The sequence below is a fragment of the Pedobacter sp. B4-66 genome (genome assembly GCF_018492665.1).
Classification (GTDB): domain Bacteria; phylum Bacteroidota; class Bacteroidia; order Sphingobacteriales; family Sphingobacteriaceae; genus Pedobacter.
In genome coordinates this window covers 166,573-179,085 of the sequence record NZ_JAFVME010000012.1, presented here as the reverse complement: position 1 = coordinate 179,085, position 12,513 = coordinate 166,573, and the positions used below count along the sequence as shown (strand labels likewise).

The following is a 12,513-nucleotide window of genomic DNA, read 5'->3' as shown; positions in this document are numbered from 1 at the left end:
TTTACTTTGTTCTATAAAACAAAAACAAAGTTATGAGCAGAATTAAAATGTATTTAAAGGAACTAGAGCAAGAGGCTTTAACCACGCGTAAAATGTTGCAAAGGGTACCAACTGATAAGTTCTCATGGCAGCCACATAAAAAAAGCATGACCGTTAAACAATTGGCCACTCATATCGCTGAATTGCCAAGCTGGATTACAATGGCCATTAAAACTGACGAACTTGATTTTGCGGCTAACCCTTATCAGCCTGCTGAGGTAAACACTACTGAAGAATTATTGGCTTATTTTGAAAAATCATTATCCGATGGCCGATCTGAATTAAAAGAAGAAAATGAACAGCTTTTAGATAAAGACTGGACCTTGCGAAATGGTCAGCAAATCTACAGCGTTGAACCCAAAGCCGACGTGATCCGTATGAGCATTAATCAAATTATTCATCATAGAGCTCAATTAGGGGTATTTTTAAGACTTCTTGACATCCCAATCCCTGGAAGTTTTGGCCCCAGTGCTGATGAAATGGATTTTTAGAATGATTCTTTCAATTTTTAAATGGGGTCATTTTGTGATAAGAATGACTATGCTTTCATTGTAAAATGAAGCACTTAAAAATATTTTGATAGCATATTTGGTTATAAATTGATTTCCTTTGTAAAAAAGAAATCAATTTATAACTACAATATCCATGTCTGATTCTAGCATCCGATTAAATAAATACATTAGTGAGAGCGGTTTATGTTCACGTAGAGCAGCCGACAGATATATTGAGCAGGGCAACGTATTTATCAACGGAAAGCGCGCTAAGGTTGGCGACAAAGTTATCTTTGGTGACATTGTTACTGTAAACGGGCAGACTATCGAGCCTAAAGAAGTTGAAAATTCGGTTCTTATTGCCTACAATAAACCTGTTGGCATTACCAGTACTACCGAGGCTGGTGTAAAAAGTAATATTGTTGATCACGTTAATCATAGTGAAAGGGTATTCCCAATTGGACGTTTGGATAAAGACTCACAAGGTTTAATTTTCCTTACCAACAATGGCGATCTGGTAAATAAAATACTTAGAGCAGGTAACAATCACGAAAAAGAATATATAGTTACTGTAAACAAACCACTTACCGAATCTTTTTTAACTGGCATGGCCAAAGGTGTGCCTGTACTAGGTGTAATGACCAAAAAGTGCAAGGTAATCCAGGAAAGTCCTTTTGTATTTAAAATCATATTAATTCAAGGCCTAAACCGCCAAATCAGACGCATGTGTGAGCATTTCGGTTTTGAAGTGACAAAGCTGGAACGGGTTAGAATCATGAACATTAGCATAAAAGGTATTCCTGTTGGCGAATGGCGCGAACTTACTCCCGAAGAGCAGACGGAAATATTCAACATGGTTGCAAAATCCAGTTCATTAGAAAATGCTTCTGTTCCTAAAAGAGTAAATAAAAAACCTAAAGCAAGAGTTGAAGAGGACTTATCTGAAAATGTAACCCCAAAAAGATCTTCAGGTAGACCCAGTGGGCCTAAAAAACCTTATGCTAAAGCTTCAGGTTCAGTAAGCAGAGCGGATCGTCCTGCAGGTGGTAAAGGCAAAGCAGGACCAAAATCTCCTGGCGGATTCAAATCCACTTCTGCAAGTACTGATTGGAACAAAAGCAATGGACCAAGCAAAAGACCAGTAAGGCCAACAAAAGGCAGATCTGGCGCACCAGCTGCAAAAACCAGAAGTCCAAAACGATAATTCAGGAGAACCTGTACTTATCTAGTAAATTTGTCATTACCACATCGACATTCCGTGAAAAGATTTTTTTTAGGTAACTTTGCAATCAAATGCTTACTACAAAAAAAACTGACATACGTTCATTAGATCTGGCACAGCTGCAACAGCACTTCACTGCCATGAAAGAACCTTCTTACAGAGCCAAACAGGTTTACCAATGGCTTTGGGAAAAGTCAGCACGAACATTCGATGAAATGAGTAACCTTTCTAAAGAGCTAAGAATTAAGCTTAATGAAAATTACGCAATTAATGTAGTAGAGGTTAACAACTCGCAATTTAGCAATGACCATACCATCAAAAATACATTTAAGTTGTATGATGGCAACATTGTAGAAGGTGTTTTGATTCCAATGGACGATCGTATGACTGCATGTGTAAGTTCTCAGGTTGGTTGTAGTTTAACCTGTAAATTTTGTGCAACAGGCTATATGGATCGTAAGCGAAACCTCAATGCTGATGAAATTTATGATCAGGTGGTATTAATTGACCAGCAGGCAAAACAAAATTACAATGCTCCATTAACAAACATTGTATATATGGGAATGGGCGAACCCCTTCTTAATTATGCCAACGTATTAAAATCAATAGAGCGCATTACTGCTCCGGATGGTTTAAATATGTCGTACAAACGAATTACCGTTTCTACTGCAGGTATCTCAAAAATGATAAAAAAACTGGGTGATGATGGAGTTAAGTTTAACCTTGCCTTGTCTTTACATGCAGCAAATGATAAAAAGCGAAATGAAATTATGCCCATCAATGAGCACAATACATTAAAAGCGCTTGAAGAATCATTAAAATATTATTATTCCAAAACAAAAAATCCTGTAACCTACGAGTACATTGTCTTTAATCACTTTAATGATGAAATCGAGGATGCAATGGAACTTGCAAAGTTCTGCAAACATGTTCCCTGCAAAGTCAACCTCATTGAATATAACCCGATTCAGTTTGCTGATTTTTTAAATGCTGAAGGAGATAAAATCGATGCCTTCTCTAATTATTTAAAAAGCCAGGGCATCACTACAAACATCAGACGTAGTCGCGGTAAGGATATTGACGCAGCATGCGGGCAGCTTGCCGTCAAAGAACAAAACTAGTAGTTAGATTTTTAGAAGGTCGTATATAGACTTGCAATACTTAGAACCCATATCTAAATACCAACACTCCCCAACCACTTATATGTAAAAAAGGAATAGATTAGCGGATGAACTTCGTTAACAAAGCCTTTCAGGATCTGATTGGCCTGCTATTTCCAAATTTATGTTGTGGATGTGGTATCGACATTTACCATGGAGAATCTTATCTGTGCAGCAAATGTTTATTTACCATTCCATATACTGATCACCACTTACACGCGGACAATAAAGTTGCTAAACAATTTTGGGGAAGGATACCTTTTAATGCAGCAATGGCCTTAATGTATTTTAAAAAAGGCGGAAAGGTGCAAAACATCATTCACAATTTAAAATATAAGAATCAACAGGGTTTAGGCCTCAAGCTTGGCCTTATGATTGCAGATCGACTAAAAGATGCTCCTGCTTACAACCAGATTGACTTGATCATTCCGGTTCCATTACATAAGAAAAAGAAAAGCAGTAGAGGCTACAATCAAAGCGAACTCATTGCCAATGGCATATCCTCAGGGCTCAACATTGAAGTAAATTCCGACTTACTGATTAGAACCATTACAACCGACACTCAGACTAAAAAAGGCAGGTACCTGCGCTTTGAAAACATGAAAACCGTTTTCTCTGTTAAAAACAAAGGAAATTTAACTGATAAGCATATTTTACTGGTTGATGATGTCATAACAACCGGAGCTACGATAGAGGCCTGTGCAATAGAATTACACAAATGTGGGATAAAAAAATTAAGTATTGTTGCTGCTGCCTTTGCAGAATAAATTTATCTAAGTTTGTTAAATGCGTTTATCTTATCTGTTTATAGGATTTCTTTTTTTAACATTTATGGCCTGCCGTAAATCTGAGGGAATAACTACGGATAGCAGTGCGAAGCTATCCTTTTCTATGGACACGCTCCTTTTTGATACCGTATTTACCTCCTCAGGATCTACCAATAAGCGAATTAAGGTTTACAATTCCAATTTAAAAGCGGTTAACATTACAGACATCAAACTAAGTGGAGGTACAAGTTCTTATTTTAGCCTCATTATAAACGGACAATCTGTTAATCAAAAAACAAATCTCCAAATTGATGGCAAAGATTCTATCAGCATATATGTAAAAGTTACCATTGATGGAAATAATCAGACCGAGCCATTTATTGCACAAGACTCCATTTTATTTAATACTAATGGCAACAAGCAATCCATTGCACTTATAGCTTATGGGCAAAATGCGGTTTTTATAAACAACCAAACAATCAGTTCAAATACCACCTGGACAAGCTCTCTACCCTATATTGTCTACAAATCCGTAACTGTTGCACCGCAAGCCACATTAAATATACTTCCAGGTACAAAAATCCTTTTTCATGGCAGTTCGGCTATGAATATTAAAGGGAAGCTAGTGGCTAATGGAACTGTTGCAAACCCGATCTTATTTTCAGGTGATAGAACTGAAAACTTCTACGCAGAAGAACCAGGACAATGGAATGGAGTACATTTTTATAGCAGTAGTTCAGGCTCAACACTTAATTATACAATAATCAAAAATGCGGTAATTGGAATTACCGCAGATTCGCTTTCCACAACCAATAAACCCAAACTATCTCTTACCCATAGTATTGTAAAGAACATGACAATCGCAGGTTTTGTAGGCTACAACACGCAGCTGGATGCTTTTAACAATTTATTTTACAATGCTGGTCAATATCTTTTATACGGTGTTGCGGGTGGTAAGTATAACCTTAAACAGAATACATTTGCAGGCTATACTAAAAAATTAGCCCGTAAAACACCCTCAGTTTATTTTAGTGATTCAGATAACGGACGACCTGCTGCAAATCTCAATATTCAAATCGCTAATAACATCATCTGGGGAAGTTTAGCTGAGGAGTTTCTGATTGAAAAAAAAGCAAATACAATTCTTGAAACCACCATAAGAAATAATGCCATTAAGACGCTGCTAAAAACCTATGAAGGTAATTTTAACTTGTTAAATATTGACCCGGGCTTTATAGATCCGATTAAGTATAACTTTATGCTTCAGGACAGCAGCCCTCTTAAAAATAAAGGTTTTGGCTATGAGCAATAATTAAAAAATACACCTCCATTATAACAATTTCAAAATAATCTCGTTTATATTATTGAGAGCGTTAATTTAGATGGTAAGGGTCGATATTCCATATAGAAATATCGGCCCTTTACTTTTTTATACAATTTCAACAAGATATTTTGGCAATTAAAAAATAATTCGTTCCTTTGTTGTGAGAGCGTTAATTTAAGGGTCGATAATTCCATGCTAATGGAGTATCGGCCCTTTATCTTTTACAAGAATTCCTACTAGAATTTGCTTATTTTGAAAAGCTTATGGAGATAATATTCTTTATTTCTTCTGGTTTAAATGGCTTCAGTATATGTCCATTCATACCACAAGCTTTGAACTTACTATTTTCATCCTGTAGTGTAGATGCAGTAAGTGCAATTATTGGAACCGATTTAAAATACTCATCATTTAATTCCCTAATAATACTTGTGGTTTCAAAGCCATCTATACCCGGCATTTGAATATCCATAAAAATAAGGTCGAAAGTTTTGCTCATTGCCTTCTCAATTGCCTCTTTACCATTTCTCGCAAAATCCAAATCAAATCCCCATTTACTTAGTATCCTACTGGCTATTAAAATATTAACTTCATTATCATCAACAACCAATATCTTCTTCCCAACAAATGATGCTGGCGGCTCATTAGAATTGGAAACAGTAGTATTTTGCGTTAGTTTATTAAAGCTAATGTCAAAAGAAAATTCGGTTCCTCTTCCCTCCTGACTATTTACACTAATATTTGAATGGTATAATTTCAGTAGTTTTTTTGTAATCGCCAATCCAAGGCCTGTACCTCCGTATTTTCTGGATATGTCAGTTTTAGCTTGGGTAAAGGTCTCAAAGATGTACGATAGTTTATCCTCAGGAATACCAATACCATTATCTTTTACTAAAAAGCGTACTTTGGCTTGTTCCTTATTTTCACTAACCAAGTCTATTTTTAGGTCTATTTTCCCATAATCAGTAAACTTTATTGCATTCCCGATTAAGTTCATTAAAATCTGATACAACCTGGTTTTATCTCCAAGAATATCTAGAGGAATCTTATCATCATAATGCAGTTCCAATTTATCTCCCTTTTGATTAGCGTTAACTTGTAGTGAATTAACAATATCACCGGCGAGACTTTTTATATTTAATGGTATAGATTCCAATTCCAAATTACCGGTCTCAATTTTAGTGAAATCAAGAATATCATTAATGATGTTTAAAAGGTTCTCTGCTGAGAATTTGAGAATATTGAGATCTTCTATTTGAGATGCTTTAGGATCATTGTCAATAAGAAGATGTGTCATACCTATTACCGCATTCAAGGGCGTTCTGATTTCATGACTCATAACAGAAAGGAACATTTCCTTAGCCTCACTTAATTGTAAAGCCTGCTCTTTGGATTCTAAAAGTTCCTGTTCTATCTGTTTACGTTGAGTTATATCTGATATAAGATCAATCTGACGTTCAACTTCTCCTTTATCATTTATAATTGGTGTATTAGAAACTGCCAGCCAGAGAGGTTCATTCTCTTTCGTTTTTGCCTGAACTTCTATTGAATAAGATTCACTTTGCTTTGCCTTAGCTCTTGAACTTAAGATAAGCTCTTTCTGAGCTTCATCTTTTGAAAGAACATCACCTAGTTTCTGTCCTTTGAGTTCTTCAAGTGAATATCCGGTTAATTTTTTAAGTGATTGATTAATCCAGGTAGTTTTACCATCCGCATCAGAGATATTAACCCCTGTATTCGTTTTACTTGCAACTAAAGAAAGAACCTGCAATTCTTCTTCAGCCTTCTTCTTCTCAGTAATATCAATAATGATCTCCACTTCCATATCAACCTTCCCATCATCATTAAGTACTACAGTATTATAAATAGACACCCAGATTGGTTGCTTATCCTTTCTATAGGCAAGGAGATCGACAGTAAGAGACCTGTTCTGCTTAATCAGCAGTCTCGCCCTTTCCAACAGTTCGAGGTCAGTTTTGGGTCCCACTATCAAATCCCCTAAACGCTTTCCCTTTAAATCATTAATGGTATAACCTGTAATCTTTTCAAATGCAGCATTTACCCAGGTTACATGGTTATTAGCATCACTTATAACTACGGCGTTATTAACCTTACTCGCCACAAAAGAGAGTTTTACCAATTCACCCTCTACTCTTTTATTTTCAGTTATATCTCTTCCGTAAGTATACCAACGCCCCTCTCTGGTCACCATGTTCCAACTTAGCCAACGCAAAGCACCATGTTTACTTACTACCCTGAACTCTATATTAAACTGCTTGATTTTTTTCCTCAGACCTTCTTCAATAGCCTCCACCAAACGGTTAATATCTTCCTTATTACAAAAATTCCATATAGTTAACCCAATAGATTCTTCAACGGTATAACCAAGTATACCGGTCACAGCATCATTTATAAATAAAATTTTACCTGAATAATCTAAAATACAGTGAATCTCTGGAGAAACAGTAGAAAGGTTTAGCAGCTCCTCAAAGCGCTTAGTTTTAGCCTCCAGCTCTTCACTTTTCTTTCTTAGGGTAATATGAGTGATGGTTTCATTGGCAAGAGTTACCAAACCATCTTTTTGATCTTTAGTTAAATTCCTGGCTACTACGTCAAATACAGCAATAACCCCTATCCTAAAGCCATTTTCATCCAGCAATGGAGCCCCGGCATAGAACCGAACTCCTGGTTTTCCGATAACCATTGGATGGTCCTTAAATTTTTTATCATTTAAAGTATCCGGGATTTCTAATACTCCATTTCCTTTAATGGTTTCTTCACTAAAGGAGATTTCTCGTGGAATATCACCATCCTCAATACCGATAAAAGATTTCAAAAAGAGCCGGGTTTCATCAACCAAAATAATAACCGCAATGGGTACATTACATATTAAAGTTGCAAGTTTGGTAATATTGTCGAACTTATCCTCTGAAGGAGTATCTAAAATATTATACTGATGCAGTGCTTTAAGACGTTCATTCTCATTGGCTGACGAATTCCGGCTCTTTGATAACATTTAATTTATAATTCCCTTATTATTTATAAAGAGGGAATTTACTTACCAATTCAATTACTTTTTGTTTTACCTGCTTAAGATTATCTTCGTCTTCAGCATTGGTAATTACCTGATCAATCAGATCAACAATAATCTCCATTTCCTTTTCTTTAAAACCTCTGGTTGTAATTGCTGCAGTTCCTACACGGATACCTGAAGTTACAAATGGAGATTTATCATCAAAAGGAACCATATTTTTATTTACAGTAATGTCTGCTTTTTCAAGTGCATTTTCAGCAAGTTTACCAGTGATGTTCTTGTTCCGTAAATCAATCAACATCAAATGGTTATCAGTCCCACCAGAAATGATTCCGTAACCTTTAGCTACAAATGCTTTAGCCATAGCCTGTGCGTTAGCCTGTACTTGCTTTATGTATGTTAAGTACTCATCACTTAATGCCTCTCCAAAAGCAATTGCTTTTGCAGCAATAATATGCTCTAAAGGACCACCTTGTGTACCTGGGAAAACAGCCATATCTAAAACTGAAGACATCATTCTGATTTCACCTTTAGGTGTTTTTAATCCAAATGGGTTTTCAAAATCTTTACCCATCATAATCATGCCTCCACGTGGCCCACGTAGTGTTTTATGTGTAGTTGTAGTAACAATATGACAATGAGGAAGTGGGTTGGTTAACAATCCACGAGCAATAAGACCTGCCGGGTGAGAAATATCAGCCATTACCAATGCGCCAATTTTATCAGCTACACTACGAACAAAAGCGTAATCCCACTCTCTTGAATAAGCAGATGCTCCAACAATAATTAATTTAGGACGTTCAGCTAAAGCTACTTCTTCAAGTTTAGCGTAATCAATTAAACCGTCCTCTTTTTTAACTCCGTAGAATAACGGATGATACAATTTTCCTGAAAAATTAACCGGAGAACCATGAGTTAAGTGACCACCATGAGAAAGATCAAATCCTAAGATTTTATCTCCTGGTTGAATTACTGCAAGCATTACCGCAGCATTTGCCTGAGCACCAGAATGAGGTTGTACGTTAACCCATTCAGCACCAAAAAGTTTCTTAGCACGCTCAATAGCAATGGTTTCCACCTCATCTACTACCTGGCATCCACCATAATACCTTTTGCCCGGAAGGCCTTCAGCATATTTATTTGTTAAACAAGAACCAGCGGCTTCCATTACCTGCTTGCTCACAAAATTTTCGGAAGCTATCAGTTCTAGTCCATTTTCTTGACGGCCCAATTCTCTGTCAATCAAATCAAAAATTAAAGTATCTCTAGTCATTTATCGAAGTATATTTTTGTAAAATTAGCAATTTTCCTTCTTACTTTGATAACAAAATACCTTACTTTGTACTTCTATTGATAAAACCCCTGCATGGAAGATATTAACGGTCCATTATTACCTAACATAAATTACCCTACTGATTTAAAGCAGTATAAGGAACAAGACCTTGAGCAAATCTGCAAGGAACTTAGACAGTATATTATAGATGTAGTTAGTGTAAATGGTGGACATTTTGGTGCTAGTCTTGGTGTTGTTGAGCTTACAGTGGCCTTACATTATGCTTTAAACACCCCTTATGACAAATTAGTTTGGGATGTTGGCCATCAGGCTTACGGGCATAAAATACTTACCGGACGCAGGCCCGTTTTCCATACCAACAGAATTTTAAATGGCATCAGTGGCTTTCCAAAAATTAGTGAAAGCGAGTATGATACTTTTGGTGTAGGCCACTCTTCTACCTCTATTTCTGCCGCTTTAGGTATGGCTGTAGCTTCACATTATAAAGGGGAAACTGATCGCCAGCATGTAGCTGTGATTGGAGATGGCGCTATGACTGCCGGATTAGCTTTTGAAGGATTAAATCATGCCGGGATTGAGAACTCAAACTTACTGGTGATCCTTAACGATAACTGCATGTCTATTGACCCAAATGTTGGGGCATTAAAAGAGTATTTAACAAATATCACTACTTCAAAATCTTACAATCGTTTCCGCGATGACATTTCAAATGTATTAATCAAGCTTTCTGAGCTTGGTCCTAATGCACATAAATTTGTTAAGAAAATTGAAAAAAGCATAAAAGGGACCTTACTTAAGCAGAGCAATTTGTTTGAAGCATTGAATTTCAGATATTTTGGCCCGGTAGACGGCCATGATGTAGTAAGGTTAACTCAGGTAATTAAAGATTTAAAAGATATTCCGGGACCTAAACTGTTACATTGTGTAACTGTAAAGGGTAAAGGTTTTGCTTTGGCAGAGAAAGATCAAACCAAATGGCATGCACCGGGTCTTTTTGATAAAATTACAGGAGAAATTAAAAAATCTGTTCCTGATAAACCTCAACCTCCAAAATATCAGGATGTTTTTGGGCACACTTTGGTTGAACTTGCAGAGGCCAATAAAAAGATTGTAGGTGTTACTCCTGCAATGCCTTCAGGATCTTCCATGAACATCATGATGAAAGCAATGCCTACCCGCGCATTTGATGTTGGTATTGCTGAACAACATGCTGTTACCTTTTCAGCTGGATTAGCAACTCAGGGACTTGTTCCTTTTTGCACTATCTACTCTAGCTTCATGCAAAGGGCTTATGATCAGGTAATTCATGATGTAGCCATACAGAATTTAAATGTAGTTTTTTGCCTTGATCGTGCCGGATTAGCAGGTGCTGATGGTGCAACACACCATGGCGCTTACGATTTAGCCTACATGCGCTCTATCCCGCAGATGACTGTTTCTGCACCAATGAATGAGGAAGAATTGCGTAATTTAATGTACACAGCTCAACAAGAAAATATGGGCCCTTTCTCTATACGTTACCCAAGAGGAAACGGGGTTATAGTAGACTGGAAACGTCCATTGAAAGTCCTCGAAGTAGGGAAAGGCAGAAAAATCTGCGATGGCGAAGATGTAGCCATCCTAACGATTGGTCATGTTGGCAATTTTGCTGTAGATGCATGCAAAGAACTAAATAGTGAAGGGATACATCCTGCTCATTACGACCTTCGTTTCGCAAAGCCTTTAGACCAGGCTATGCTTCATGATGTTTTTAAACGATACAAATATATAGTAACTGTAGAGGATGGATGTTTGCAAGGTGGGGTAGGCAGTGCTATACTTGAATTCATGGCCGACCACCAATATAATGCTCAGGTAATTCGTTTAGGTATTCCTGATGAATTTATTGAACATGGAGAACAGGCTGAGTTATGGGCACTATGTGGTTATGACACTACAGCAATTATTAATACAATAAAAAAGATTGCCGTAAGCAGAACTACAAAAACAATGGCATCTTAATGCCTAAAAGAACAGGTCCAAGGCACCAACCATTTGTAAAGCCAGAACCCGAATTAATGGATCTGGCTATTAATCATATTTCTTCTTATCATCCATTATCAAAGCCTCTTGAAGATAAGATCCGAGATTGTTTATTTGAAGCAAAGGTTAAGAAAAACGAATACCTGCTTAAACAAGGAGAAACAAGTGAATACTTGTATTTCATAATCAAAGGACTGGTTGTTGGCTACACCACGCTTAAAGAAAAAAAACTTACTACTTATATCTGCCTCGAAGGCGAGTCGGTTTCGGCAATTAAAGGAATGTATGGCGAAGGGCCATCCGGGGAAAGTATTTACGCTGTTGAGGATTCTCATCTGATCGGTTTACCAATAAGCAATCTACTCCAATGGCTGGAAACCTCATTTGAAATGAATATTATCATCAGAAAAATTGTGGAGTCCTTCTACAAATCTGCCCATCAAAGATCTAATTTAGTACGAATGGGGACAGCACAAGAGAAATATGAATTTTACCTTTCTACCACCCATCATAACATAAACAGAATTCCCCCACAGTATATTGCCGATTTGCTGGACATAAAACCGGAAACACTCAATAAAATTTTAAAAAAGACGAAAGAGCCAAAAGATGCAGCAATACAAATGCATTGTAAGCTGATTGAAGAATACATGTTAAATCAACAAGCTTTTAAGCAACATGGATTAACTCTTTCGAAAATGTCAACTGACATTGGAATTCCTACCCACCTCTTATCACATATATTAAATTTTCACTACAAAAAAAGTTTCAGCTCTTTCATAAATTACTATAGAGTTGGGTACGTTAGAAATAAACTTCAGAACCCTTCTACCTGGCAACACCTTACAATTGAGGCTTTAGGAAATGAGGGGGGCTTTTCTTCAAGAAGTGCATTTTTCTCGGAATTTAAAAACCACACAGGCATGACTCCTTCCGAGTATGCCAAATCCAGATAAAACAGAGTCCTGCATTATAACTCAGGACTTAATAAGCTTTCTTTTTCTTGTATCAAAATAACCTATTGATTACATTTGTTAACAATAGTTTAATTCTCTTTTTTACAAACACCTGAGTTTAACAACAATTTAATTAAGAATAAAGAAAATGGAAGCTTCGGAAACTGCCTGGTTAAATACTAACAAAGTCTATAAAAAATGTCCATA

At 36.7% G+C, this 12,513-nt stretch carries 9 protein-coding genes; 7 read left to right on the top strand and 2 right to left on the bottom strand.

Annotated elements, in window-relative coordinates:
- Positions 1–32 precede the first annotated feature (32 nt).
- From J1905_RS19620 to J1905_RS19600, 5 genes are all read left to right on the top strand, one after another.
- Positions 33–530, top strand: coding sequence for a DinB family protein (locus J1905_RS19620; RefSeq protein WP_214228928.1), 498 nt, complete (start codon positions 33–35; stop codon positions 528–530).
- Positions 531–684: 154 nt separating this feature from the next.
- The gene (rluF, locus tag J1905_RS19615; RefSeq protein WP_214228927.1) at positions 685–1,734 is read left to right on the top strand and encodes a 23S rRNA pseudouridine(2604) synthase RluF; all 1,050 of its coding nucleotides are present in this window, start codon (positions 685–687) and stop codon (positions 1,732–1,734) included.
- A gap of 89 nt (positions 1,735–1,823) precedes the next feature.
- Positions 1,824–2,873 carry a dual-specificity RNA methyltransferase RlmN gene (gene rlmN / locus J1905_RS19610; RefSeq protein WP_214228926.1) on the top strand — a complete coding sequence of 350 codons (1,050 nt, stop codon included), beginning with the start codon at positions 1,824–1,826 and terminating at the stop codon, positions 2,871–2,873.
- Positions 2,874–2,980: 107 nt separating this feature from the next.
- On the top strand, positions 2,981–3,679 hold the full coding sequence (locus tag J1905_RS19605; RefSeq protein WP_214228925.1) for a ComF family protein: 699 nt from the start codon (positions 2,981–2,983) through the stop codon (positions 3,677–3,679).
- A gap of 19 nt (positions 3,680–3,698) precedes the next feature.
- Positions 3,699–4,991: a hypothetical protein gene (locus J1905_RS19600; RefSeq protein WP_214228924.1), complete on the top strand. Its 1,293-nt coding sequence runs from the start codon at positions 3,699–3,701 to the stop codon at positions 4,989–4,991.
- 259 nt (positions 4,992–5,250) lie between these two features.
- On the opposite strand, the gene J1905_RS19595 is transcribed toward J1905_RS19600, so the two are convergent.
- Complete coding sequence (locus tag J1905_RS19595) at positions 5,251–8,016, bottom strand: PAS domain S-box protein (protein ID WP_214228923.1); 2,766 nt, start codon at positions 8,014–8,016, stop codon at positions 5,251–5,253.
- A 19-nt stretch (positions 8,017–8,035) separates the two neighbouring features.
- A complete protein-coding gene (gene glyA / locus J1905_RS19590) occupies positions 8,036–9,307 on the bottom strand; it encodes a serine hydroxymethyltransferase (protein WP_214228922.1) in 1,272 nt (423 codons plus the stop codon).
- Positions 9,308–9,400: 93 nt separating this feature from the next.
- Here glyA and dxs point away from each other — a divergent pair, with 93 nt between their 5' ends.
- Both dxs and J1905_RS19580 read left to right on the top strand, forming a co-directional pair.
- Positions 9,401–11,329, top strand: coding sequence for a 1-deoxy-D-xylulose-5-phosphate synthase (dxs, locus tag J1905_RS19585; RefSeq protein WP_173090372.1), 1,929 nt, complete (start codon positions 9,401–9,403; stop codon positions 11,327–11,329).
- Positions 11,329–12,306: a helix-turn-helix domain-containing protein gene (locus J1905_RS19580; protein WP_214228921.1), complete on the top strand. Its 978-nt coding sequence runs from the start codon at positions 11,329–11,331 to the stop codon at positions 12,304–12,306. The genes dxs and J1905_RS19580 overlap by 1 nt, the downstream gene beginning before the upstream one ends.
- The last annotated feature ends 207 nt before the right edge of the window (positions 12,307–12,513 follow it).

Excerpts from the sequence above, each read along its gene's own strand:
- J1905_RS19595 (WP_214228923.1), bottom strand. The coding sequence starts at position 8,016 with ATGTTATCAAAGAGCCGGAATTCGTCAGCCAATGAGAATGAACGTCTT.
- J1905_RS19620 (WP_214228928.1), top strand. The coding sequence starts at position 33 with ATGAGCAGAATTAAAATGTATTTAAAGGAACTAGAGCAAGAGGCTTTA.
- rluF (WP_214228927.1), top strand. The coding sequence starts at position 685 with ATGTCTGATTCTAGCATCCGATTAAATAAATACATTAGTGAGAGCGGT.
- dxs (WP_173090372.1), top strand. The coding sequence starts at position 9,401 with ATGGAAGATATTAACGGTCCATTATTACCTAACATAAATTACCCTACT.
- J1905_RS19605 (WP_214228925.1), top strand. The coding sequence starts at position 2,981 with ATGAACTTCGTTAACAAAGCCTTTCAGGATCTGATTGGCCTGCTATTT.
- rlmN (WP_214228926.1), top strand. The coding sequence starts at position 1,824 with ATGCTTACTACAAAAAAAACTGACATACGTTCATTAGATCTGGCACAG.
- glyA (WP_214228922.1), bottom strand. The coding sequence starts at position 9,307 with ATGACTAGAGATACTTTAATTTTTGATTTGATTGACAGAGAATTGGGC.
- J1905_RS19580 (WP_214228921.1), top strand. The coding sequence starts at position 11,329 with ATGCCTAAAAGAACAGGTCCAAGGCACCAACCATTTGTAAAGCCAGAA.
- J1905_RS19600 (WP_214228924.1), top strand. The coding sequence starts at position 3,699 with ATGCGTTTATCTTATCTGTTTATAGGATTTCTTTTTTTAACATTTATG.